The sequence below is a fragment of the Pseudomonas sp. AK-TSAG1-1 genome, from assembly GCF_056821665.1.
This window is the reverse complement of record NZ_CM165965.1, coordinates 2807688-2832663: the sequence shown is the minus strand read 5'-3', so window position 1 is coordinate 2832663 and position 24976 is coordinate 2807688. Positions and strand designations below refer to the sequence as shown.

24 protein-coding genes are annotated in these 24976 nt (G+C 61.0%); 14 read left to right on the top strand and 10 right to left on the bottom strand.

The genetic code is table 11. From position 1 onward, the window contains the following. Positions 1-75 precede the first annotated feature (75 nt). The 6 genes from AC1UK9_RS12700 to AC1UK9_RS12675 all read right to left on the bottom strand — a co-directional run bounded on the left by AC1UK9_RS12700 (position 76) and on the right by AC1UK9_RS12675 (position 6066). On the bottom strand, positions 76-255 hold the full coding sequence (locus tag AC1UK9_RS12700) for a hypothetical protein (RefSeq protein WP_025111650.1): 180 nt from the start codon (positions 253-255) through the stop codon (positions 76-78). A gap of 156 nt (positions 256-411) precedes the next feature. Then, positions 412-1587 (bottom strand): lactonase family protein, encoded by a 1176-nt coding sequence (locus AC1UK9_RS12695; protein WP_482580271.1) that lies wholly within the window; start codon positions 1585-1587, stop codon positions 412-414. Further along, positions 1574-1864, bottom strand: a complete 291-nt coding sequence (locus AC1UK9_RS12690) for a DUF5629 family protein (protein WP_482580270.1) — start codon at positions 1862-1864, stop codon at positions 1574-1576. Before AC1UK9_RS12690 ends, AC1UK9_RS12695 begins: the two co-directional genes overlap by 14 nt. 179 nt (positions 1865-2043) lie before the next feature. Next, positions 2044-3624, bottom strand: coding sequence for an aldehyde dehydrogenase (NADP(+)) (locus AC1UK9_RS12685; RefSeq protein WP_482580269.1), 1581 nt, complete (start codon positions 3622-3624; stop codon positions 2044-2046). Between the two features lie 9 nt (positions 3625-3633). Next, positions 3634-4626, bottom strand: coding sequence for an AraD1 family protein (gene araD1, locus AC1UK9_RS12680; protein ID WP_482580268.1), 993 nt, complete (start codon positions 4624-4626; stop codon positions 3634-3636). Positions 4627-4758: 132 nt separating this feature from the next. After that, positions 4759-6066, bottom strand: coding sequence for an MFS transporter (locus tag AC1UK9_RS12675; RefSeq protein ID WP_025111645.1), 1308 nt, complete (start codon positions 6064-6066; stop codon positions 4759-4761). Between the two features lie 193 nt (positions 6067-6259). Between AC1UK9_RS12675 and AC1UK9_RS12670 the strand changes: the two genes are divergently transcribed. Both AC1UK9_RS12670 and AC1UK9_RS12665 read left to right on the top strand, forming a co-directional pair. Beyond that, entirely contained in the window at positions 6260-7996 is a 1737-nt protein-coding gene (locus tag AC1UK9_RS12670) for an IlvD/Edd family dehydratase (RefSeq protein WP_482580267.1), read from the top strand. A 187-nt stretch (positions 7997-8183) separates the two neighbouring features. After that, positions 8184-8903, top strand: a complete 720-nt coding sequence (locus AC1UK9_RS12665; protein WP_473015462.1) for a FadR/GntR family transcriptional regulator — start codon at positions 8184-8186, stop codon at positions 8901-8903. A gap of 182 nt (positions 8904-9085) precedes the next feature. On the opposite strand, the gene AC1UK9_RS12660 is transcribed toward AC1UK9_RS12665, so the two are convergent. Together AC1UK9_RS12660 and AC1UK9_RS12655 are read right to left on the bottom strand one after the other, a co-directional pair. Beyond that, complete coding sequence (locus AC1UK9_RS12660; protein ID WP_029977709.1) at positions 9086-11470, bottom strand: efflux RND transporter permease subunit; 2385 nt, start codon at positions 11468-11470, stop codon at positions 9086-9088. After that, positions 11467-12510, bottom strand: a complete 1044-nt coding sequence (locus tag AC1UK9_RS12655) for a WD40/YVTN/BNR-like repeat-containing protein (protein ID WP_025111641.1) — start codon at positions 12508-12510, stop codon at positions 11467-11469. The genes AC1UK9_RS12660 and AC1UK9_RS12655 overlap by 4 nt, the downstream gene beginning before the upstream one ends. A gap of 591 nt (positions 12511-13101) precedes the next feature. On the opposite strand from AC1UK9_RS12655, the gene AC1UK9_RS12650 reads away from it, so the two are divergent. From AC1UK9_RS12650 to AC1UK9_RS12620, 7 genes are all read left to right on the top strand, one after another. Beyond that, positions 13102-13692, top strand: a complete 591-nt coding sequence (locus AC1UK9_RS12650; protein WP_025111640.1) for an amino acid synthesis family protein — start codon at positions 13102-13104, stop codon at positions 13690-13692. A 31-nt stretch (positions 13693-13723) separates the two neighbouring features. Continuing rightward, entirely contained in the window at positions 13724-14557 is an 834-nt protein-coding gene (locus AC1UK9_RS12645; RefSeq protein ID WP_025111639.1) for an alpha/beta fold hydrolase, read from the top strand. Next, positions 14554-16035, top strand: coding sequence for an aldehyde dehydrogenase (locus AC1UK9_RS12640; protein ID WP_482580266.1), 1482 nt, complete (start codon positions 14554-14556; stop codon positions 16033-16035). The genes AC1UK9_RS12645 and AC1UK9_RS12640 overlap by 4 nt, the downstream gene beginning before the upstream one ends. A 12-nt stretch (positions 16036-16047) precedes the next feature. Continuing rightward, on the top strand, positions 16048-16533 hold the full coding sequence (locus AC1UK9_RS12635; RefSeq protein ID WP_025111637.1) for a flavin reductase family protein: 486 nt from the start codon (positions 16048-16050) through the stop codon (positions 16531-16533). 136 nt (positions 16534-16669) lie between these two features. Next, complete coding sequence (locus AC1UK9_RS12630) at positions 16670-17059, top strand: carboxymuconolactone decarboxylase family protein (RefSeq protein WP_102356542.1); 390 nt, start codon at positions 16670-16672, stop codon at positions 17057-17059. 58 nt (positions 17060-17117) lie between these two features. Further along, a complete protein-coding gene (locus AC1UK9_RS12625; protein WP_011334614.1) occupies positions 17118-17870 on the top strand; it encodes a GntR family transcriptional regulator in 753 nt (250 codons plus the stop codon). Between the two features lies 1 nt (position 17871). Then, a complete protein-coding gene (locus AC1UK9_RS12620) occupies positions 17872-18435 on the top strand; it encodes an NUDIX hydrolase (RefSeq protein WP_025111636.1) in 564 nt (187 codons plus the stop codon). Positions 18436-18492: 57 nt separating this feature from the next. On the opposite strand, the gene AC1UK9_RS12615 is transcribed toward AC1UK9_RS12620, so the two are convergent. Together AC1UK9_RS12615 and AC1UK9_RS12610 are read right to left on the bottom strand one after the other, a co-directional pair. Continuing rightward, entirely contained in the window at positions 18493-18975 is a 483-nt protein-coding gene (locus AC1UK9_RS12615; protein WP_482580265.1) for a hypothetical protein, read from the bottom strand. A gap of 138 nt (positions 18976-19113) precedes the next feature. Beyond that, positions 19114-19407 carry a DUF1330 domain-containing protein gene (locus tag AC1UK9_RS12610; protein ID WP_482580264.1) on the bottom strand — a complete coding sequence of 98 codons (294 nt, stop codon included), beginning with the start codon at positions 19405-19407 and terminating at the stop codon, positions 19114-19116. 65 nt (positions 19408-19472) lie between these two features. Here AC1UK9_RS12610 and ribBA point away from each other — a divergent pair, with 65 nt between their 5' ends. The 5 genes from ribBA to AC1UK9_RS12585 all read left to right on the top strand — a co-directional run bounded on the left by ribBA (position 19473) and on the right by AC1UK9_RS12585 (position 24861). Next, complete coding sequence (gene ribBA, locus AC1UK9_RS12605) at positions 19473-20582, top strand: bifunctional 3,4-dihydroxy-2-butanone-4-phosphate synthase/GTP cyclohydrolase II (protein ID WP_482580263.1); 1110 nt, start codon at positions 19473-19475, stop codon at positions 20580-20582. 322 nt (positions 20583-20904) lie between these two features. Further along, positions 20905-21930 (top strand): ABC transporter substrate-binding protein, encoded by a 1026-nt coding sequence (locus AC1UK9_RS12600; protein WP_003225720.1) that lies wholly within the window; start codon positions 20905-20907, stop codon positions 21928-21930. Then, on the top strand, positions 21927-22874 hold the full coding sequence (locus tag AC1UK9_RS12595) for an ABC transporter permease (RefSeq protein ID WP_473015985.1): 948 nt from the start codon (positions 21927-21929) through the stop codon (positions 22872-22874). The genes AC1UK9_RS12600 and AC1UK9_RS12595 overlap by 4 nt, the downstream gene beginning before the upstream one ends. Before the next feature lie 6 nt (positions 22875-22880). Then, the gene (locus tag AC1UK9_RS12590; RefSeq protein ID WP_025111627.1) at positions 22881-23690 is read left to right on the top strand and encodes an ABC transporter permease; all 810 of its coding nucleotides are present in this window, start codon (positions 22881-22883) and stop codon (positions 23688-23690) included. Between the two features lie 16 nt (positions 23691-23706). Beyond that, positions 23707-24861, top strand: coding sequence for an ABC transporter ATP-binding protein (locus AC1UK9_RS12585; protein ID WP_473015453.1), 1155 nt, complete (start codon positions 23707-23709; stop codon positions 24859-24861). Positions 24862-24976 lie beyond the last annotated feature (115 nt).

The following is a 24976-nucleotide window of genomic DNA, read 5'->3' as shown; positions in this document are numbered from 1 at the left end:
TCTGGCCGCCGATCGTGACAACGATCATCGACACAAGTGACTTCGCTCCTGCATATCGGATGCAGCGCGGGACGTTCAGTGTTGGATTTTGTGATCCAGAGCAGCGTAGAAGTTGGCGCTCTGTTGCAGGTATTTCTGGGTGTAGCTCTGGGTGTGAGCTTTTTTGCTGTTGATTTCAACGTTGGCACTGGCTGGCAGCGCAACGGTGGCGGAGATGGCGGAAGCGGCGATGACAGAGAAGAGATTGAAGTTCATGGCGGTAACCCTCGTGTTCGGTTGGCTTGCTTGCCCGGTTGGGCCGTGAAGCAAACTTAACGCTCGAAGGCTGATCGCTTGAAATGCTTTGTAGCATTACCGGATATCAGCGCGATTAATACAAAGAGACAGGCCCCGTAAACCGGGGCCTGTGGCTTATTGTCGCACCAGGAACTTGAGGTCGCTCGGGGCGTCCATTGGCAGTTTCTGCACGGTTTTGCCGAGCAGACCGGTCTTGGCATCGCGTTCGACGACGACAATTTCGTTGCTCTTCTGGTTGGCGATCAGCAGGAATTTGCCACTCGGATCGAGGCTGAATTCGCGCGGGTGATCACCTTCCACCGAACGCTTTTGCAGTTCTTTGAGCTGAGCGGTCGCCGGGTCAATGCTGAATACCACTAGTTGATTGGCGGTGCCGCGATTGCTGACGTAGAGGAACTTGCCATCGGCCGAGGCGTGCAGCGCTGCACCGGCCTTGTCCGAAGTCGGCTGACCGGCGGCCAGATCGACCAGTTGAGTTTGCGTCAGCACGCCGTCGTTGTAGTCGAACACCGCGACCTGCGCGCTCATTTCCATGGTCAGCCAGGCGTGCTTGCCGTCCGCGCTGAACAGCAGATGACGCGGGCCGCTGCCGGCAGGCATGGACACCGAAGCGGTTTTCGCCGGAGTCAGCGGCAGGTCCGGGTTGGCTTTCGGGTCGAATTTGTAGATGAAGACCTTGTCCGCGCCCAGGTCGTTGGAGAACACGTAGCGGCCATCCGGCGAGGACACCGTCGAGTGCACATGGTTGGACGCCTGACGCTCCGGGTTGACCCGGCTCGCCGGGTGCGCGCTCATCTGCACCACCGGTTTGAGCTTGCCGTCAGCGCCGACCGGCAACACCGCGAGGGTGCCGCCCGGGTCTTCCATCACCGAGTAGTTGCTGACGAACAGGTGGCTGGCATCGCCGCTCAGGCTCGAATGGGTCGGCTCATTGCCCAGGCTCTGCACCTGATTGATCAGGCTCAGGACGTGGGTCTTGGGGTCGATCGAATAGCTGCTGACACGGCCAACCGGGTCTTTCTGGCCGGGGCCGTTTTCATTGACCACGAACAGCCGATGCTGGTCCTTGGACAGGGTCAGCCACGACGGATTTTCGCTCTTCACCACTTGCAGCGGCTTGGCGGCGATCTGGCCGGTGGCACTGTCGAAATTCATTCGATAGATGCCTTTGCTGGTGCCGGCGGTGTACGAGCCGACCAGCAATTGATAGTTCTCGGCGCTGGCACTGGACAGGCCCATCGCGCCGACGCTGCCGGCCATCAGCAGCGGCCAGAATTTACGCATCTTCATCGGTTTCGTCCTCGTCATCGCTGCCGCCGAAGGCCTCGCTGCAGACCAGGCGGTGCTCGCCGGAATCACCAACGATCAACCAGCTCTCTAGGTCGTTATCAAAAGTTGCTGCTGCAACCTGCGCCGGCGTGAACTCCCAATGCTTGGCCGCTCGGCCATCCATGCATTCGATGTGCAAGTTGTCATCTTCGTCGAGGGCGAATTCGAAGGCGTGCAAGCCATCGATTTCGACCATATCGCAGTGTTCGAGGACGTCGAGAAGGGTTTGGGCAGTCATGGCAAACAGTCTTTCTTAGGGGGAAAGGGCCAATGATAGCTCAATGTGATCCAGAGGCCTTGCTGGAACCCCTGTGGGAGCGAGCCTGCTCGCGAATGCGGTGTGTCAGACCATGAAAGGCTGACTGGCAGAATGCATTCGCGAGCTGGCTCGCTCCCACATGGAATGCTGGCTATCAGTTACAACGCGTCGCGCGAGGGTTTGCCGTCGACCAGACGCTGGATGCGCAACGGGTTGGCGTTTTTCAGCGGTTCGGGGAGCAGGAAGTCCGGGTAGTTCTGGAAGCACACCGGGCGCAGGAAACGGTCGATCGCCAGGGTCCCGACCGATGTGCCGCGTGCATCCGACGTTGCCGGATACGGCCCGCCGTGGACCATCGAGTCACACACTTCGACCCCGGTCGGGTAACCATTGAGCAAGATCCGCCCGACTTTCTGCTCCAGCAATGGCGTCAGTTCCGGGAAGCGTTCGAAGTCCGCCTGCTCGCCGATGATCGTTGCGGTGAGTTGTCCATGCAGCCCTTGCAACGCCGCGCTGAGCTGGGCCTTGTCCGCCACTTCGACGATCACCGTGGTCGGGCCGAATACTTCTTCCTGCAGCACTTCATCGCCCCCGATCAACAGGCTGACATCCGCTTTGAACAATTGCGGTTGAGCTTGATTGCCCTGCTGCGGGCTGCCTGCCAGATGTTCGATCCCGGAATGCGCCAAGAGCGTGTGCAAGCCGTTGCCGTAGCTGCCGAGGGTGCCGGCGTTGAGCATGGTTTGCGCCGGTTGATCGCCGATCAGCCCGGCGACTTGCTGCACGAAGGCGCTGAATTGCGCTGAGCGGATACCGATCACCAGACCGGGATTGGTGCAGAACTGACCGCAGCCTTGCACCACCGACGCGGTCAAATCGCGGGCGATCGATTCCGAACGCGCGGCCAGCGCCTGCGGCAGGACGATCACCGGGTTGATGCTCGACATCTCGGCGAACACCGGAATCGGTTGCGGTCGCGCCGCCGCCATATCGCACAACGCCCGACCGCCCTTGAGCGAACCGGTGAAGCCCACCGCCTGAATCGCCGGATGTTTGACCAGCCATTCGCCGACGCCCCCGCCGTAGATCATGTTGAACACCCCGGCCGGCATCGCGGTTTGTTCCGCCGCGCGAATCAGTGCATCAGCGACCCGTTCTGCTGTAGCCATATGGCCGCTGTGGGCCTTGAACACCACCGGGCAGCCAGCCGCCAGCGCCGCCGCCGTATCGCCGCCAGCGGTGGAAAACGCCAGCGGAAAGTTGCTCGCACCGAACACCGCCACCGGGCCGAGGCCGATGCGGTACTGGCGCAGGTCCGGACGCGGCAACGGCTGGCGATCCGGCAACGGCAGTTCGATTCGTGCGCCGTAGAAATCACCGCGACGCAGGACTTTGGCGAACAGGCGCATCTGACCGCTGGTACGACCGCGCTCACCCTGAATTCGCGCCGCGGGCAACGCGGTCTCACGGCAAACCACGGCAATGAAGTCATCGCCCAGCGCATCCAGTTCATCGGCAATTGCGTCGAGAAACTGCGCGCGGCGTTCGGCGCTGAGGCTGCGGTACGCCGGATACGCGGTAGCAGCTGCCTTGGCGGCAGCGTCGACTTCTTCAGCTGTGGCCTGGATGAAATCGTAAGGCAGGTGTTCGCCAGTGGTCGCGTCGACGCTCTGCAGTTTGACGTCGCCCGCCGCACTGCGCTGACCGCCGATGTAGTTGTGGCCGAGAATCTGAGTCATGGGAGCTCCTTAAAGGGTGCCGATGCTGTCGGGCTGAAAAGCCGCTACTGCGGGGGCGATGCCGTTGACCAGCGGTGCGCCGAATTCGGCCTGGGTGATTTCAAACACATCGCCCGGTTGCGTGCGGATGCCATCGGCGAACGACAGGGTCGCGGTGCCGAAGAAGTGAATGTGCACGTCGCCCGGACGCAGGAACTGGCTGTACTTGAAGTGGTGATATTCGAGGTTGGCGAGGCTGTGGCACATGTTGGCTTCGCCGCTGAGGAATTCGTTCTGCCACAGCACTTCGCCGTTGCGCAGGATGCGGCTGCTGCCGGCCAGATGTTGCGGCAGTTCACCGGTGCGCAGCTCCGGGCCGTAGCTGCAACTGCGCAGTTTCGAGTGGGCCAGATACAGGTAGTTCTTGCGCTCCATGACGTGGTCGGAGAACTCGTTGCCCACCGCGAAACCGAGACGATACGGTTTGCTGTCATGGCCGATGACGTAGAGGCCGGCCATTTCCGGTTCTTCACCGGCGTCTTCGGCGAACGGTGGCAGCGCAAACGCCTCGCCCGGGCGCACGACGATGCTGCCGTCGCCCTTGTAGAACCATTCCGGCTGCACACCCGCCTGCCCGGCTGCCGGTTTGCCGCCCTCCACGCCCCATTTGAAGATGCGCATGGTGTCAGTCATTTGCGCTTCGTCAGCGGCGTGCTGGTGCATTTTGTCGCGAGCCGAAGCACTGCCCAAGTGCGTCAGGCCGGTGCCGCTGACCAGCAGGTGCGCCGGGTCCGGATGATCCAATGGCGGCAGGATGCGTCGCGTGCCCAGCAGTTCGGCGTAGTCATGGCTGATGCCGAGGCCGAGGGTTTGCATTTGCTGCTCCAGAGTGCCACCGGCTTCGATGGCGGCCAGGGCCAGGTCACGCACGCTGCGAACGTCCTGCACTTCGCGCACCAGACCGTGGTCGACCACGCCGACGCGGCGCTCGCCGTTAATCAATTCGAATTGAACCAGATGCATGTTTTTCTCCTATTCCTTCAATACACCGCAGTTCCCCTGTGGGAGCGAGCCTGCTCGCGAAAGCGGTGTGTCAGTCAGCGAAAAAATTGAATGTGCCGGCCTCTTCGCGAGCAGGCTCGCTCCCACATTGGATTAGCGTGCACTGGCGGCAAATTGGTCTACCGGCAGCACATGCTTGCGCTCAAGCACGCGGTAAACCACGCCGGTCAACACCAGCCCGAACACCATCACCCCGCTGAGGAAATACAAACCCGAAGCCAGATTCCCGGTGTACTCCTTCAGCGCACCGATCACGAACGGCCCGATGTAGCCGCCGAGGTTGCCCACCGAGTTGATCAAGGCGATCCCCGCCGCCGCACTGGCACCGGCAAAGAACCGCCCGGGCAAGGTCCAGAACACCGCCGTGCAGGAAAACAGCGCGAACGCCACCAGGCACAGCGCCGCCAACTGCGCCACCGGCAACGACAGCCAGGCACTCATGAACAGGCCAATCGCGCCCAGCACATACAGCACCGCCAGGTGCCCATAACGATCATTCATGCGATCGGAGCTGCGCGGCACGATCAGCAGGCCGACGATGCCGAAGACATACGGCACCGACGAGACGAAACCGGTGACCAGATCACTGCCGCCGAACTGTTTGATCAGCGTCGGCAGCCACAGGCCGAGGCCATAAATGCTCAGGGTCACCGGCAGATAAAACAGCGCCAGCAGCAACACGCGTTTGTCCTTGAGTGCATGCAACGGGTTGCCGTGACGGGTCTGGCCGTATTCCTGCAAGTCTTTTTTCAGCTCGCCGGTCAGCCAGTCTTTCTCGCTCTGATCCATCCACTTTACTTGCTGCGGGCCGTCCGGCAGCCAGCGCAACACCGGCCAGGTCAACAGGATTGCCGGGGTGCCGATGACGATGAACAGCCACTGCCAGCCGTGCAGGCCAAGAATGCCGTCCATGCCCAGCAAGCCGCCGGACACGGGACCGGTGATCATCATCGCGATCGGTTGGGAGAGGATGAACAGGCCGAGGATCTTGCCGCGATGGCGCACCGGGAACCATTGAGTGATGTAGTACAGAACACCGGGAAAGAACCCCGCCTCCGCCGCGCCGAGCAGAAAGCGCATCACGTAGAAACTGTGCGGGCCCTGGACGAACGCCATGCCGATGGTGATCGCGCCCCAAGTGATCATGATCCGCGCGAACCAGCGCCGCGCGCCGAAGCGTTCAAGCATCAGGTTGCTGGGGATTTCCAGCAGAAAATAGCCGATGAAAAACAGCCCGGCACCGAGGCCATAGGCCGCATCACCGATGCCGATGTCGGCGCCCATGTGCAGTTTGGCGAAGCCGACGGCGGAGCGATCCACATAGGCGATCAGGTACAGCAGGATCAGGAAAGGAATCAGTTTCAGCGTGATGCGGCGAATAAGCCGCAGTTCCTGGCTCATGGGATCGGTCTCCGATTGTTGTTTTTATAGAACCTCGGGGGACGCCTCTCGCGGAAACCGCCAGGGCCGATCCCTCCGTCGAAAACGACTATATAGTAATACTAATTGCTCAACAACACTTCCAAATCGCCGATTTTGAGCTTATGTTTAGCCGTGACTCGCAAACAATAGTCTTACAATAAGAGAATCGATCATGTCTGAGAAGAAACCCACTCTGCGCTCGGCCCAATGGTTTGGCACTGCCGACAAAAACGGCTTTATGTACCGCAGCTGGATGAAGAATCAGGGCATCGCCGACCACCAGTTCCACGGCAAGCCGATCATCGGCATCTGCAACACCTGGTCGGAACTGACCCCATGCAACGCGCATTTCCGCCAGATCGCGGAGCACGTCAAACGCGGGGTGATCGAGGCCGGTGGCTTCCCGGTGGAATTCCCGGTGTTCTCCAATGGCGAATCGAACCTGCGCCCCACCGCCATGCTCACCCGCAACCTGGCGAGCATGGACGTTGAAGAGGCGATTCGTGGCAACCCGATTGACGGCGTGGTCTTGCTCACCGGTTGCGACAAAACCACTCCGGCGCTGCTGATGGGCGCGGCCAGTTGCGATGTGCCAGCAATCGTCGTCACCGGCGGGCCGATGCTTAACGGCAAGCACAAGGGCAAGGACATCGGTTCCGGCACGGTGGTCTGGCAGCTCAGCGAGCAGGTCAAGGCTGGCACCATCACCCTCGACGACTTCCTCGCGGCCGAGGGCGGCATGTCGCGTTCGGCGGGCACCTGCAACACCATGGGCACCGCGTCGACCATGGCCTGCATGGCCGAAGCACTGGGCACGTCCTTGCCGCACAACGCGGCGATTCCGGCGGTGGATGCGCGCCGTTATGTGCTGGCGCACATGTCCGGCATGCGTGCGGTGGAGATGGTTCGCGAGGATTTGAAACTGTCGAAAATTTTGACCAAAGCAGCCTTCGAGAACGCTATCCGGGTGAACGCCGCCATCGGCGGTTCGACCAACGCGGTGATTCACCTGAAAGCCATCGCCGGTCGCATCGGCGTCGAACTGGATCTGGATGACTGGACGCGCATCGGGCGCGGCATGCCGACCATCGTCGACCTGCAACCGTCCGGGCGTTTTCTGATGGAAGAGTTCTATTACGCCGGTGGTTTGCCGGCGGTGCTGCGCCGTCTCGGCGAGGCCAATCTGCTTCCCAATCCGAATGCGCTGACGGTGAACGGCAAAACGCTGGGCGAGAACACCAGGGACGCGCCGATCTATGGCGAAGATGAGGTGATCCGCACCCTCGATAACCCGATCCGCGCGGACGGCGGCATCTGCGTATTGCGCGGCAATCTGGCGCCGCTCGGTGCTGTGCTCAAGCCCTCCGCTGCGACCCCGGAACTGATGCAGCATCGTGGGCGTGCGGTGGTGTTCGAGAACTTCGACATGTACAAGGCGCGGATCAACGATCCGGAGCTGGACGTGGATGCCAACTCGATTCTGGTGATGAAGAACTGCGGGCCGAAGGGGTATCCGGGCATGGCCGAGGTAGGCAACATGGGCTTGCCGGCCAAACTGCTGGCGCAGGGGGTGACCGACATGGTGCGCATTTCCGATGCGCGGATGAGCGGCACCGCGTACGGCACCGTCGTTTTGCACGTGGCGCCGGAAGCCGCTGCCGGCGGGCCTTTGGCGGCGGTGCAGGAAGGCGACTGGATCGAACTCGATTGCGCCAGTGGGCGGCTGCATCTGGATATTCCGGAGGCCGAACTGGCGGCGCGCATGGCGGATCTGCAGCCACCGCAACAGTTGCTCGTGGGTGGCTATCGTCAGTTGTACATCGACCATGTGCTGCAGGCGGATCAGGGCTGTGACTTTGACTTCCTGGTCGGTTGCCGAGGCGCTGAAGTCCCGCGCCATTCCCACTAATCCGCCATTCCCCCTGTGGGAGCGGGCTTGCTCGCGAATGCGGTGTGCCAGTCGAAATATGCATGACTGACACACCGAATTCGCGAGCAAGCCCGCTCCCACATTTGGCGTGTGTATCTGCCTCAAGATTGTGCCGTGCCTGCTATGATGCGCGGCATCTCCATCGCTCAGGATCGCGCCGTTCCCCATGGATTACCGCAAACCTTCCGACCGCAAAAGCATGCACTCGCGCATCGTCCAGGAACTGGGCATGCAGATCGTCTCCGGACGCTTTCTGCCCGACGACAAGCTGCCCGCCGAAGCCTTGTTGTGCGAGGAGTACGCAGTCAGCCGGCCGGTGTTGCGCGAAGCCACGCGGGTGCTGGTGGCCAAGGGGTTGGTGTATTCCAGGCCACGGGTCGGCACGGTGGTCAAACCGCGCCGGGAATGGCACATGCTCGATCCGGACGTGCTGCACTGGCTGATGCAAAGCAGCCCGCAGAATGAATTCTTCAATGTGCTGACCAGCGTGCGCAGCATCATCGAACCGGCCGCTGCCGCCCTCGCCGCCCAGCATGCGACCGAGGCCGATATTGCGGCCATCGGCGAAGCCTATCAACGCATGGAAGCAGCTCCGACCCCGGAAGCCCTGCTGCAGCCGGATCTGGATTTCCACAGCCGCATCGCCGATGCGACCCACAACGATTTGCTGGCGAACCTGTGCAACATGCTCTCGGTGGCGATCGCCGAGGCGTTGAAGCATTCGAACCAGCGACCGAACCTGCATGAGCTGGCGCTGCCACGGCACAAGGCGATTCTCACCGCTATCGAGAATCGGGATGCCCTTGGCGCCCGCCACGCGACGCTCGTGCAACTGGACGATGCGCGCAGTGCTCTCAGTGCAGTGCTCGGCACTGAACTCTCCTGACACACCGCAATTCCCCTTGTAGGAGTGAGCCTGCTCGCGATAGCGGTCTATCAGATAGAGAATCACTGACTGACACACCGCTATCGCGAGCAGGCTCACTCCTACAATGGATTGTGTGAAGTTCGCGGGATAAAAAAAGCCGCAACCCGAGGGTTGCGGCTTTGTCGTTTCAGGCCTGCCGATCAGTGGGCAAACAGCGAATTGCCCTTCTGCCCCGCCAGTTTCTCCGGCTTGATCAGGAACTTGGCCAGCGCTGGCAACAGCCACAGCGCACCGAACATGTTCCACAGCAGCATGAAGGTCAGCATCAGGCCCATGTCGGCCTGGAACTTGATCGCCGAGAAGATCCACGTGCACACGCCGATGGCCAGGCACAGACCGGTGAACAGCACCGCTTTACCGGTGGACTTCAAGGTCTGGTAATAGGCTTCCTGCAACGGCAGCCCCGCGCGCAGGAAACTTTCCAGGCGGCTGTAGATGTAGATGCCGTAGTCCACGCCGATCCCCACGCCCAGCGCCACCACCGGCAGGGTCGCGACTTTGACGCCGATGCCCATGAACGCCATCAGCGCGTTGCCCAGCACCGAGGTCAGCACCAGCGGCAGGACGATGCACAGGGTCGCCGCCCACGAGCGGAAGGTGATCATGCACATCACCGCAACACAGATGTACACCAGGATCAGGATGGTCAGTTCGGCCTGCTTGATCACCTCGTTGGTGGCTGCCTCGATCCCGGCGTTACCGGCAGCGAGGATGAATTCCAGACCGTCCTTGTTGTTGGCCTTGGCGAATTCCTGCACCGCATGCACTGCACGGTCGAGGGTTTCGGCCTTGTGATCATTGAGGAAGATCAACACCGGCGCCAGCGAACAGCTGTTGTTGTACAGGCCGTCGGCGCGGGCAATCGAGTTGTTGAGCACGTCCGGGTTGCGCGACAGGGTTTCCCATTTCAGGTTGCCTTCGTTCATGCCCTTGATCATCTGCTTGGACACGGTCACCAGCGAGATCGCCGACTGCACGCCCTCGGTGTTCTGCATCTTCCACATCAGCTCATCGATCGGCGCCATCGCTTCGTAGCGCGAACAGCCTTCGGTGGCGGTCTTGACCATCACTACCAGCACGTCGGAGCTGGTGGAATAGTTGTTGATGATGAAGTTGTTGTCCTTGTTGTAGCGCGAGTCCGGACGCAGCTCCGGCGCGCCCTGGTCGAGGTCGCCGATTTTCAGGTTCTGGCTGTACCAGAGGCCGCCGCCGAAAGCGATCAGCGCCAGAGCAATCGAGATCGGTGCGACTTTCGGGCTGGCGAAGTTCGACAGCATGCGCCAGAACGGGTGTTCGCGATTCGCGTCTTTCTTGCTCTTGGCAATCGCACGCTTGCTGATGCCGACATAGGAAATCGCCACCGGCAACAGGATCAGGTTGGTGAACACGATCACCGCCACGCCGATGGACGCGCCAATCGCCAGTTCGCGGATCACCCCGATGTCGATGATCAGCAGAGTGATGAAGCCCACGGCGTCGGCGAGAATCGCGATCATCCCCGGCAGGAACAATTGCCGGAACGTGCGCCGCGCGGCGGTGAGGGCGTTGTCCGCCTCACTCGATTGCAGGGCGATACCGTTGATCTTTTGCACACCGTGGGAAATGCCGATGGCGAAGATCAGGAACGGCACCAGCATCGAATACGGATCCAGCCCGAAGCCGAAAAAGTGCATCAGCCCGAGTTGCCAGACCACCGCCACCAGCGTGGTGCTCAACACCGCGATGGTGCTGCGCAGGCAGTTGGTGAACCACAGCAGCAGGATCAGGGTGATGACGAAAGCGATGCCGAAGAACATCACCACCATCACCAGACCGTCGATCAGGTCACCGACCTTCTTGGCGAAGCCGACGATGTGGATCTTGACGTTAGGGTTCTGCGCTTCGAACTTGTTGCGGATCTTGTCTTCCAGTTCGTGGGAGAACTGGCGATAGTCCAGCGCCAGCAGCTTGCCCTGGTCCTGCGGGTCCGGGTAGGACTCCAGCAGCGGGATGTCGACGATGCTCGACTTGAAATCGTTGGACACCAGCCGCCCGACCTGCCCGGATTTGAGGACGTTGTTGCGCAGCATGTCGAGGCTGTCCGGCGAGCCGTCGTAGCTCTGCGGGATCACTTCACCGCCGGCGAAGCCTTCCTCGGTCACTTCGGTCCAGCGCACGCTCGGACTCCACAGCGACTTCAGCCCGGAGCGGTCGACGCCGGAGATGTAGAACACCTCGTCGTTGATTTGACGCAGGGTCTCCATGTACTCCTTGGAGAAGATGTCGCCGTCTTTGGCTTCCACCGAAATGCGCACGGTGTTGCCCAGGTTCGCCAGATCGTTGCGGTGCTCCATCATCTTCTCGATGAATGGATGCTTGAGCGGGATCATTTTTTCGAAACTGGTGGACGGCCGGATCAGCGTGGCCTGCCAGAACAGGAAGACGCTGACCACCAGGCAGATCAGGATCACTGCCGGGCGATTGTTGAAAATCAGACGTTCAAGAAACGTCGCCTTGTCCTGATGATGAGTGCTCAAGGAAGTCATAGCCCCGCCTTCTTATTATTGATCTCGGCGCCGTTTGGCTGCGTGGTGTGAACGCCACCCTGCCCGGTCAGAATCAGATTGCCGTCGCCGGCGGCCGTCACCGAAGACAGCGAAATGCGGTCCGGGCGATTGAAGACGCTGAAGGTTTCGCCGTTGTCGCTGCTGCTGATCACCGAACCGCCGTTGCCGACGATCACGATCGAGCCGTCCGCGAGCAGTGTTGCGCCGGACAGGCCGAACTCCAGCGCGCCGCGCGCGGCCTTCAGTTCGACCTGCTGCCAAGTACTGCCAAAGTCGGTGGAGCGATAGAGGTTGCCGCGCAGGCCGTAGGCCAACAGGGTGTGTGCTTGCGCGGTGCCGATCACGCCGAACAGCGAGCCCTGATACGGGCCCTGGAGTTTTTCCCAGGTCTGGCCCCAGTCGGGAGAGCGAAACATGCTGCCCTGCTCGCCGACGATGAACAGGCCAGCGTCCTTGACCGCAGCGATGGCGTTGAGGTGGAACTGGTCCTGGTTGTCGAGGCGGTCGCTGACGTCCTGCCAGTTTTTGCCGCCATCGGTGGTTTCCAGCAAAGCCCCGTAAGCGCCCACGGCAACGCCATGATTGACGTCCTGGAACCAGACATCGAGCAGCGGTGCTTCGCGTTTGAGGTCTTCGAATTGTTTGCTCCAGGTCAGGCCGCCATCTTCGCTCGCAAGCACCTGCGCGTCGTGCCCCACTGCCCAGCCGTGCTTGTCATCGACAAAGTACACCGCCGTCAGCAGTTGCCGGGTTGGCACCTTGGCCTGGGTCCAGGTCTTGCCCTGGTCGTCGGAATAGAGAATGTGCCCACGATCACCGACCGCCACCAACCGGGTGCCGGCGTGGACGACATCGAGCATCAGGCTTTTTGCGGCTTTGGCCGATTCGGTGGAGTACACCCCGTCGGCTGGCGCTTCGGCGGCCAGTACGGGTGCCGACAAGGCAGCACAGCCCAGCAGAGTGAGTGCTGTGGCCAGCAACGCGGTGTTGCGTAACGCCGGCGGGCGGCAACGACTCATAGACCTTCCCCTATTTATTATTGTTAGGCCGTTCGGCCTTAGGGCGCCGCAAGGGTGCTCGTGGTGACTGATGGGTCACAAGCATAGCCGTGAAACCCGCAGTCCAGAGCGCCTTGGGAAGCTGACTCATCCTATCGGGCTTTGGAAACGTCTGACAATCGGCGCCACGTTATCTTTTGTTAACCGGATGAAGCCTGTGTAGCCGCTGAATTCCAATGTGGGAGCGAGCCTGCTCGCGAAGGCGCTGTGTCAGCCACGCTATATGTCAACTGACCCACCGCTTTCGGGAGCAAGCCCCCTCCCACATTTGTTAACCGGATGAAGCCTGTGTAGCCGCTGAATTCCATTGTGGGAGCGAGCCTGCTCGCGAAGGCGCTGTGTCAGCCACCCTATATGTCGACTGACCCACCGCTTTCGGGAGCAAGCCCCCTCCCACAGGGTGTAGTGGTGTCTGTGGGATTTGTGGTGGCGGATCAATACACCGCCATTCGCCGGGTCGATGGGCAAATCTTGCAAGGGGGACTTGCACGATCGGTATTATGGTATACCATCAGACGCACAGACACTCTCAATTCCCCTACGGAGCAGCTCATGAGTTTCGAAATTCGCAAGATCGTCAGCTATGTCGAAGAAACCTTCATCGAAGGCGGCAAGGCCACTGACAAGCCGGTGACCATGGTCGGCCTGGCCGTGGTGATGAAGAACCCTTGGGTAGGCAACGGCTTTGTCGAGGACCTGAAACCGCAGATCCGCGCCAACTGCTCCGACCTCGGCGCGATGATGGTCGAGCGTCTGGTGGGCATCATCGGCGGCGCCGAGAAGATCGAGGCCTACGGCAAGGCAGCAGTGGTCGGTGCCGACGGCGAAATCGAACACGCCTCGGCGGTGATCCACACCCTGCGCTTTGGCAACCACTACCGCGAAGCGGTCAAGGCCAAGAGCTACCTGAGCTTCACCAACAAGCGCGGCGGCCCGGGCACCTCGATTCAGATCCCGATGATGCACAAGGACGACGAAGGTCAGCGTTCGCACTACATCACCCTGGAAATGCAGATCGAAGACGCGCCGCGTGCCGACGAAATCGTCGTGGTGCTCGGTTGCGCCGACGGTGGTCGCCTGCACCCGCGCATCGGTAACCGTTACATCGATCTGGAAGAACTGGCCGCCGAAAAAGCCCAGTAATCACAATAAAAAGGCATTGCAGGAGCGCTCCATGATTCGGCTCACCGCTGAACTCACCCCGGCTGGCACCAGTTACCTGGCGACCGGCCAAGGCCAGCCCGTGGTCTTGATCCACGGCGTGGGCCTGAATAAAGAAATGTGGGGCGGGCAGATTGTCGGCCTCGCCAGCCAATACCGGGTGATCGCCTACGACATGCTCGGCCATGGCGCCAGCCCGCGACCGGCCAACGGCACCGACCTGCTCGGTTACGCCGATCAGTTGCTGGAGCTGCTCGACCACCTGAAACTGCCGCAGGCAGCGGTGATCGGTTTCTCCATGGGCGGTCTGGTCGCACGAGCGTTTGCCCTGCATTACCCGGAGCGCCTGCAAAGCCTGGTGGTGTTGAACAGCGTGTTCAACCGCAGCGAAGAACAGCGCGCCGGGGTCATCGCTCGTACCGCGCAAGCGGCCGAACACGGCCCCGACGCCAACGCTGAAGCGGCGCTGTCACGCTGGTTCAGCCGCGAGTATCAGGCAGCCAATCCGGCGCAGATCGCCGCGATTCGCCAGACCCTGGCCGGCAATGATCCGCAAGGCTATCTGACGACCTATGAATTGTTCGCCACCCAGGACATGTACCGCGCAGACGACCTGAGCAGCATTCAGGCGCCGACGCTGATCGCCACTGGCGAGCTCGACCCCGGTTCCACTCCGCAAATGGCCGAGCAACTGGCCCGGCGCATCCCCGGTGCGAAGGTTGCGGTGCTGCCCGAGCAACGGCATATGATGCCGGTAGAGTCGCCGCGCCTGGTCAACCAGACGCTGCTGGAATTTCTCGAATTCGCACACTCCCGACAAAACTCTATAAAGGGGATCGTTGCATGACACTCGCACGCTTCCAGATGTGCATCGGCGGAGAATGGGTCGACGCCCTCTCCGGCAAGACCTTCGAAAGCCTCAACCCGGCTTGCGCACAAGCCTGGGCCGAACTGCCTGACGCCGATGAAGCTGACGTCGAACGTGCCGTGCAAGCGGCCCAAACCGCCTTCGACAGCCCGGCCTGGCGTGGCCTGACCGCCACCGCACGCGGCAAACTGCTGCGCCGTCTTGGTGACCTGATCGCCGAAAACAAGGAGCAATTGGCGCAGCTGGAAAGCCGCGACAACGGCAAGCTGATCCGCGAAACCCGTGGTCAGGTCGGTTATCTGCCGGAGTTCTTCCACTACACCGCAGGCCTGGCCGACAAGCTTGAAGGCGGCACCCTGCCGCTGGACAAACCCGACCTGTTTGCCTACACCGTGCACGAAGCCATGGGTGTGGTCGCCGCTATCATTCCATGGAACAGCCCGCTGTACCTGACCGCGATCAAACTCGCCCCGGCCCTCGCCGCCGGCAATACCATCGTGATCAAGCCGTCCGAGCACGCTTCGGCCACCATTCTGGAGCTGGCGCGCCTGGCCCTCGAAGCCGGGATTCCGCCGGGCGTGGTCAACGTCGTCACCGGTTACGGCCCGAGTACCGGCGCCGCCCTCACCCGCCATCCGCTGATCCGCAAGATCGCCTTCACCGGCGGCGCGGCCACGGCCCGGCATGTGGTGCGCAGCAGCGCCGAGAACTTCGCCAAGTTGTCGCTGGAACTGGGCGGCAAGTCGCCGAACATCATCTTTGCCGACGCCGATCTGGACAGCGCGATCAACGGTGCGATTGCCGGGATCTATGCTGCGTCGGGTCAGAGCTGCGTGTCCGGCTCACGGCTGCTGGTGCAGGACGACATCTACGACGAGTTCGTCAATCGACTGGTCGAGCGCGCCCAACGCATTCGCATCGGCAACCCGCAGGAAGACAGCAGCGAGATGGGCCCGATGGCCACCGCGCAGCAACTGGCGGTGGTCGAAGGACTGGTGGCCGATGCCATCGCCGAAGGAGCGCGGTTGCGCACCGGCGGCAAGCGTCCGAGCGATCTTGGTGAAGGCTGGTTCTACGAGCCGACGCTGTTCGAATGCGACCGCAATTCGATGAAGATCATGCAGGAAGAAGTCTTTGGCCCGGTGGCCTCGGTGATTCGCTTTAAAGATGAAGCCGAAGCGCTGGCCATCGCCAACGACTCGCAGTTCGGCCTCGCCGCCGGCATCTGGACCCGCGACCTGGGCCGTGCCCATCGCCTGGCGCGCGACGTTCGCTCGGGGATCATCTGGGTCAACACCTACCGCGCCGTATCGGCCATGGCGCCGATCGGCGGTTTCAAGAACAGTGGCTATGGACGCGAAAGCGGCATCGACTCGGTGCTGGCCTACACCGAACTGAAAACGGTGTGGATCAACCTCTCCCAGGCGCCAATGCCTGATCCGTTTGTGATGCGCTAGGAGTCCTGCGACATGATCGAACCCGGCATTTACAAAGATGTGATGAGCTCGTTTCCGTCCGGGGTCACGGTGGTCACCACCCTCGACCCGGCAGGCGCCATTGTCGGCATCACGGCCAGTGCCTTCAGTGCGCTGTCGATTGATCCGGCACTGGTGCTGTTCTGCCCCAACTACGCCTCCGACACCTACCCGGTACTGCGCGACAGCAAGAAGTTCGCGATCCATTTGCTGTCCGCCGACCAGACCGCCGAGGCCTATGCCTTCGCTGGTAAAGGCAAGGACAAGGCCAGGAATATCGAGTGGCATTTGAGCGAACTCGGTAACCCGATCCTCGCCAAGGCCACGGCGATCATCGAATGCGAGTTGTGGCGCGAATATGACGGCGGCGATCACGCGATCATTGTTGGCGCAGTGAAGAACCTGATTCTGCCGGCGCAACCGGTGACGCCGATGATTTATCACAAGGGCAAGCTCGGGCCGCTGCCGACCCTGGCCTGAAAGATTCACACAAATCCCAGTGTGGGAGCGGGCTTGCTCGCGAAGGCGTCGTGTCAGTCGACCTCTATGCTGAATGAGCTACCGCATTCGCGAGCAAGCCCGCTCCCACAAGGGAATTGTGGTGACTGGAGGATTTATGAGTAACGAGAAGTACGAAAAAGGTCTGAAGATTCGCACTCAGGTGCTGGGTGAAGCTTACGTGCAGCGCTCGATGGAAAACGCCGACGACTTCACCCGTCCGTTGCAGGAAATGGTCACCGAATACTGCTGGGGCCATGTCTGGGGGCGTGAGGGTCTGTCGCTCAAGGAGCGCAGCATGATCAACCTGGCGATGATCTCAGCGCTCAACCGTCCGCATGAACTCAAGCTGCATGTGCGCGGCGCCTTGCGTAACGGCCTGAGTCGTGAGCAAATACGCGAAATTCTGCTTCAGGTCGGTATTTATTGCGGCGTCCCGGCAGCCGTGGACAGTTTCCGGCTCGCCCGTGAAGCCTTCGCCGAAGCCGACGCCGAGGCCTCCAGTTAACCCCTCGGCTGTTTGAATGCCCGTCTGGCATGGACAGCCAACTTAAAGAGCGGACCCCATGAAACGCCTGCCACTCGACGACAGCTTCAAGGTCAATCGCAACCCCGTTACCCTGCGCGAAATCGTGCTGGATAAACTGCGAAGCGCCATCATGAACTTCCAGCTTCTGCCAGGCGATCGTCTGGTCGAACGCGATCTGTGCGATCGTCTGGGCGTGAGCCGCACTTCCGTTCGCGAAGCCTTGCGTCACCTGGAATCCGAAGGCCTGGTGGAGTTCGCCGACGCCAAGGGCCCGCGCGTGGCGATCATCACCCTCGCCGACGCGGTCGACATCTATGAGCTGCGCTGCGTACTCGAAGGCCTGATCGTCCAGTTGTTCACCCTGCGCGCCAAGGCCAAAGACATCAAGGCCCTGGAAAAAGCCCTCGACGAGAACCGCAAGGCGCTCAAGGACGGCGAGCTGCAACAGGTGATCGATTCGGTTCAGGGTTTCTACGACGTACTGCTCGAAGGCTCCGGCAACCATGTCGCGGCGACTCAACTGCGTCAGTTGCAGGCGCGCATCAGCTACCTGCGGGCGACGTCGGTGTCCCAGGAAAACCGTCGCGGCGCGAGCAACCAGGAAATGGAAAAAATGGTCGAGGCGATCAAGAGCGGCGATCCGCTGGCGGCGCATCAGGCCTGTGTCGATCACGTGCGCGCTGCCGCGGCCGTGGCCCTCGATTACCTCAAGCGCAAACAGGAAGAGACCGGAGCAACGCCACCGATCACCCTGCCCATCGCGCTGAAAGAACCACGCATAGGTCACTGACATGTTCAGCCCGAGCTTTTGCCCGAAATGCGGTGGCGCCGACCTCGGTCAGCAAGTGCCGCCGGGCGATACGCACGAGCGCCTGATGTGCCGTGGCTGCGGCTACATCCACTATGTGAACCCGAAGATCATCGCCGGCTGCATCATCGAGCAGGACGGCAAATACCTCTTGTGCCAACGGGCGATTCCCCCGCGCCCGGGCACCTGGACCTTGCCGGCCGGCTTCATGGAAAGCGGCGAAACCACCGAACAGGCCGCCTTGCGCGAAGTCTGGGAAGAAAGCGGCGTACGCGCGGAAATCGTCTCGCCGTACTCGATCTTCAGCGTGCCGAAGATCAGCGAGGTCTACATCATCTTCCGCGCCCTCGCGCTGGAGATCACCGGCCAGTTCGGCCCCGAGACCCTGGACTACAAGTTCTTCGCCCCCGAGGACATTCCGTGGGAGCAGATCTACTACCCGGCGATCCGGCAAATCCTCGAACGCTACATCGAGGAACGCCAGGCCGGGGTCTATGGCATGTACATGGGCAATGACGACAGCGGCAAGATTCATTTCATGCGTTGATTAAATATCACTTGCCAGAGATGCAGAGCTGGGCCCGGGTCCTCGACAGCTGTTCACTCAATCCGGCATCGCACGAATGATATCCGCCAAATCATCTTTGGTGATTTCATTGGCTTTGAGAGCAGCGGAGATGTCTTTCTTGGAGAGCGGGAAACGCTTGAAAATGTCCTTCAAGGTATCGGCATCAATATTGGCGAGCCAAAGAGGATCAATAAAAGAACCGCCATATTCAGGCTTCATTGGGACTTCTTCGTGGGCAATGGCACCTTTGTGATTCAGATACACAACATAACGATCGTGCCCTTCAGGAAAGCTTTTATCGTGATATAGCGTTGTACCCATCGGCAGGACATAGTAATTGTCATCGCCACCTTGCCCTTCGATCAGCAGGGGTTCTTTGGTTTTAATCATTTCCAGATCGCGTCCCTTGGCACTGTTCCCGAGAATCAGAAAAGACAGAAAGACCGCATTTACCAATAGAGCCGCCACTAGCCAGAGGCCTACTCGCCAACCTGCAAACATTTCTTTTGTCATGCGCATCAATATTCCCTAAGAGCACATCGTGCAAAACCGCAGGCATTAAATTCCGTCCGTCAGGCTATCTCCTGATCCAGAAAAATATCAAAAGATCGCGGCCACGTTCGATTTTGTAGTTCCTGCGGGTTTGCAGGCAAGACGTTACAGCGCCATCCCTTCCACAATTATGATCTCCGCCCTCGCCCACTCCTCGCGGTAGCTTTTCGCCTCCTGATACGCCGCCGAGCGATAGCACGCCACGGCTTGCTCGTAGCTGTCGAATTCAATCACCACGCTGCGCTGCGGCGTCGCCCGCCCTTCCATTGCTTCGCTGCGCCCGCCTCTGGCTAAAAACTTCGCGCCGAACTCGGCGAACGCTTTCGGCGCGCGCTGGGTGTATTGGCTGTAGTGCTCGGCATCCGCGACATCCACGTGGGCAATCCAGTACGCCTTCATAGTGACCTCTTGGTTGAATTTGTATTATGGTATACCACAAATTTCATCCACATCGAGAGTCCAGCATGGCCTTCAACAGCATCGAAGAAATCATCGAAGATTATCGCCTCGGCAAAATGGTGCTGCTGGTCGATGACGAAGACCGGGAAAACGAAGGCGACCTGTTGCTGGCCGCCGACCGTTGCACGCCCGAGGCGATCAGTTTCATGGCCCGTGAGGCCCGGGGGCTGATTTGCCTGACGTTGACTGACGATCATTGCCAGCGACTGGGGCTGGAGCAAATGGTGCCGAGCAATGGCAGCGTGTTCAGTACCGCGTTCACGGTTTCCATCGAAGCGGCGGTCGGCGTGACTACCGGCATTTCCGCCGCTGACCGCGCTTGCACGGTGGCCGCTGCGGTGGCGCCGAACGCTCGTGCAGAAGACCTGGTGCAGCCCGGCCATATCTTTCCGTTGCGCGCCAAGGAAGGTGGCGTACTGACCCGTGCCGGTCACACCGAGGCCGGTTGCGACTTGGCGCGGCTGGCGGGCTTCACGCCGGCCTCGGTGATCGTCGAGGTGATGAACGACGACGGCACCATGGCCCGTCGCCCGGACCTGGAAGTCTTTGCGCGCAAGCACGGGATCAAGATCGGCACCATCGCCGACCTGATCCACTATCGCCTGAGCACCGAACATACCATCGAGCGCATCGGCGAGCGGGAGCTGCGGACGGTGCATGGCACCTTCCGCCTGATCACCTTCGAAGATCGCATTGAGGGTGGCGTGCACATGGCGATGGTCATGGGCGATCTGCGCCGTGAAGAGCCGACGCTGGTGCGCGTGCATGTGATCGATCCGCTGCGCGATCTGGTGGGTGCCGAGTACAGCGGGCCGACGAACTGGACGTTGTGGGCCGCATTGCAACGGGTCGCGGCCGAAGGGCATGGCGTGGTCGTGGTGCTGGCCAATCATGAGTCATCGCAGGCGTTGCTCGAACGCGTGCCGCAACTGACCCAGCCGCCTCGCCAGTTCAGCCGCTCGCAATCGCGAATCTATTCAGAGGTGGGCACCGGGGCGCAGATTCTGCAGAACCTTGGGGTAGGCAAGCTTCGGCACCTCGGCCCGCCGCTCAAGTATGCAGGGTTGACCGGGTATGACCTGGAAGTGGTCGAGAGCATCCCATTCACTGAATAACCGAAGCCAAACACAATTCCAACTGTGGGAGGGGGCTTGCTCCCGAAGGCTCCGTATCAGTCGACATCAATGTTGAATGATCAAGCGCATTCGGGAGCAAGCCCCCTCCCACAAGTGTTTTGCATTTCAGATCGGCATCTCACAACCCCAAAAAAAGCACATTCGCCAGATAGCCGGTAAGGCAAAGTGCTTGCACAAAGTTTGGAATACCATAATATGATATTCCATAGACCGGACGACCTGAAAAACCGTCCAGCTACTGCTCCCGACAGGCGGGCAACAACGCAAGCCCGCTCAAAAACACAACAATGAGGGCGTAAAAATGGTGTTGAACAAAGCTGCAACCGCAATCCTTTTTGCGGGACTGCTGAGCGTGACCGGCCAGGCCGCGATGGCCGCCGAGAGTGTGAACTTTGTCAGCTGGGGCGGTAGCACCCAGGATGCGCAGAAACAGGCCTGGGCCGATCCATTCAGCAAGGCCAGCGGCATCACCGTGGTGCAGGACGGCCCGACCGACTACGGCAAACTCAAGGCCATGGTCGAAAGCGGCAACGTGCAGTGGGACGTGGTTGATGTCGAAGCCGACTTCGCCCTGCGCGCCGCGGCCGAAGGCCTGCTCGAACCCCTCGATTTCAAAGTCATCCAGCGCGACAAGATCGACCCGCGTTTCGTCAGCGACTACGGCGTCGGCTCATTCTTCTTCTCCTTCGTCCTCGGCTACAACGAAGGCAAACTCGGCGCGGCCAAGCCGCAAGACTGGACGGCGCTGTTCGACACCAAGACCTACCCCGGCAAACGCGCCCTGTATAAATGGCCAAGCCCCGGCGTGCTCGAACTGGCGCTGCTGGCTGACGGTGTGCCGGCCGACAAGCTCTACCCGTTGGACCTGGATCGCGCCTTCAAGAAACTCGACACCATCAAGAAAGACATCGTCTGGTGGGGCGGCGGCGCGCAGTCGCAGCAACTGCTGGCGTCCGGCGAAGCGAGCATGGGCCAGTTCTGGAACGGCCGGATTCACGCCCTGCAGGAAGACGGCGCACCGGTGGGTGTGAGCTGGAAACAGAACCTGGTCATGGCCGACATTCTGGTAATTCCAAAAGGCTCGAAAAACAAGGACGCGGCGATGAAGTTCCTGGCCAACGCCAGCAGCGCCAAAGGCCAGGCCGACTTCTCCAACCTGACCGCCTACGCCCCGGTCAACGTCGACAGTGTGGCGCGCCTGGACTCGGTGCTGGCCCCGAACCTGCCGACTGCCTACGCTAAGGATCAGATCACTCTTGATTTCGCGTACTGGGCCAAGAACGGTCAAGCCATCGCGACACGGTGGAACGAATGGCTGGTCAAATGAAAATGGCGGCCACTGCGTCCCGTCCCTCCTCTGTCGCCGGGAGCGCTACCAGCGCTGCCGGTTCAGCCCACGCAAAACAGGCGGTTGCGATGCAGCAAGCCCCGTCCCTCAGACAACGCTGGCGCGGCGCCGGCAACCTCGCACCGGCGCTGCTGTTCCTCGGCCTGTTCTTTCTCGCGCCGTTGATTGGCTTGCTATTGCGTGGCGTGCTGGAACCGACCCCGGGCCTTGGCAACTATGAACAATTGTTCGCCAACTCGGCATATGCCCGCGTCCTGCTCAATACCTTTTCGGTGGCCGGGCTGGTGACGCTGTTCAGCCTGCTGCTGGGCTTTCCGCTGGCCTGGGCAATCACGCTGGTGCCGCGCGGCTGGGGACGCTGGATCCTCAACATCGTGTTGCTGTCGATGTGGACCAGCCTGCTCGCCCGCACCTATTCGTGGCTGGTATTGCTGCAAGCGTCCGGTGTGATCAACAAGGCGCTGATGGCCTTGGGCATTATCGATCAGCCGCTGGAAATGGTGCACAACCTGACCGGCGTGGTGATCGGCATGAGCTACATCATGATCCCGTTCATCGTGCTGCCGTTACAGGCGACGATGCAGGCCATCGACCCGATGATCCTGCAGGCTGGCTCGATCTGTGGCGCAAGTCCGTGGACCAACTTCTTCCGGGTGTTCCTGCCGCTGTGCCGGCCGGGTCTGGCGTCCGGCGGGTTGATGGTGTTCGTGATGTCGCTCGGTTACTACGTCACCCCGGCGCTGCTGGGCGGAGCGCAGAACATGATGCTGCCGGAGTTCATCATTCAGCAGGTGCAATCGTTCCTCAACTGGGGCCTGGCCAGTGCCGGCGCCGCGTTGCTGATCGCGATCACGCTGGTGCTGTTCTACTTCTACCTGAAGCTTCAGCCGGAATCCCCGGTTGGCGCCAGCAACGCGAGGTAAGCCGAGATGCTCCTGACTCCCAATGCCATGAGCCGGCGGATGCGCTTCGGCCTCTACGCCACCACCGGGCTGATCGGTCTGTTCCTGCTGTTGCCGATCGTGTTCATCGTCCTGCTGTCGTTCGGCTCATCCCAGTGGCTGGTGTTCCCGCCGCCGGGCTGGACGCTGAAATGGTACGGCCAGTTCTTCTCCAATGCCGACTGGATGAACGCTGCAGCGGCCAGCCTCAAGGTCGCCGTACTGACCACGATCTGCGCCGTGGCCCTCGGTTTGCCGACCGCATTCGCCCTGGTACGTGGCCGTTTTCCCGGCCGGGAAATGCTCTACGGCCTATTCACCCTGCCGATGATCGTGCCGCTGGTGATCATCGCCGTGGCGGTGTACGCGCTGTTCCTCAAGCTCGGTTATACCGGGACGATGTTCGCCTTCGTCGTCAGCCATGTGATCGTCGCGCTGCCGTTCACCATCATCTCGATCATCAACTCGCTGAAACTGTTCGATCAGTCGATTGAGGATGCGGCGGTGATCTGCGGCGCCTCGCGCCTGCAAGCGGTGTTCAAGGTGACCTTCCCGGCGATTCGCCCGGGCATGGTCGCCGGCGCCCTCTTCGCCTTTCTGGTTTCGTGGGACGAAGTGGTGCTCAGCGTGATGATGGCCAGCCCGACCCTGCAAACCCTTCCCGTGAAAATGTGGACCACCCTGCGCCAGGACCTGACACCGGTGATCGCCGTCGCTTCGACGCTGCTGATCGGCTTGTCGGTTTTGGTCATGGTGATCGCCGCCGCATTGCGCCGGCGCAACGAAATCAGCGCTTGAGCGCCAGGAGTACGACATGAGTGCCGTGATCAAAGACGCATCCCAGCAGAACGACAAACCCCTGGTCAGCCTGCGCAACCTGAACAAGCACTACGGCGACTTTGCCGCCGTCGACAATATCTCGCTGGACATCAAGGACGGCGAGTTCCTGACGTTCCTCGGCTCCAGCGGCTCGGGCAAGAGCACCACGCTGTCGATGCTCGCCGGATTCGAAACGCCAAGCAGCGGCGAGATCCTGGTCAACGGTCAGTCGCTGGTCAATGTGCCACCGCACAAGCGCGACATCGGCATGGTGTTCCAGCGTTACTCGCTGTTTCCGCATCTGTCGGTGCGCGACAACATTGCCTTCCCGCTGGCGATCCGCAAACTCGCCGCCGCCGAACGGGACAAGCGCGTCGATGCCATGTTGAAACTGGTGCAGCTGGAACAGTTCGCTCACCGCCGTCCTTCGCAACTCTCTGGCGGCCAGCAGCAACGGGTTGCCATTGCCCGGGCGCTGGTTTACGAGCCACGCATTCTATTGATGGACGAACCGCTGGGTGCGTTGGACAAAAAGCTGCGGGAAGACCTGCAGGACGAACTGCGCCAGCTGCATCGACGCCTGGGCATCACCATCGTCTACGTGACCCACGATCAGGAAGAAGCCATGCGTCTGTCACAGCGCATCGCGATTTTCAGTCACGGCAAGATTGTCGGTCTGGGCAGCGGTTATGACTTGTACCAGAACCCGCCGAATGCGTTTGTCGCATCGTTTCTCGGCAACTCGAACTTCCTCAAGCTCAAGGCGCAGGGCAACGCAGCGGCGAGCTTTGAGGGGCAGTCGCTGTCGATTCGACTGACTGCCGGGTTGCACACCGATCAGGATGTGCTGCTGATGGTGCGCCCGGAAAAGGCCCTGGCGCTGAGCGTGCAACAGGCAAATGATGAGCCGTTGGCAGCGGGTTGGAATGAAGTGTCGGCGAAGGTCGTGGAAGTGCTGTTCCTGGGAGAAAGCCAGACTTGCAGCGTGGTCACCTCGGGCGGGACTTCGATGACGGTGAAGGCGCTGTCGGCGGCGGGCATGCCGCTCAAGGCCGCAGATGCGGTGCGGGTGCGCTGGGCGACCGCCGATGCCTGCGTGTACACCGAGTGGACTGAAAGCGACCTCAACAAAGCGGCAGGCGCTCACTGAGGGTCTCAATAACACCACAAATCCCCTTGTGGGAGCGGGCTTGCTCGCGAATGCGCTGTGTCATTCGACATCAACAGTGACTGACGCACCGCATTCGCGAGCAAGCCCGCTCCCA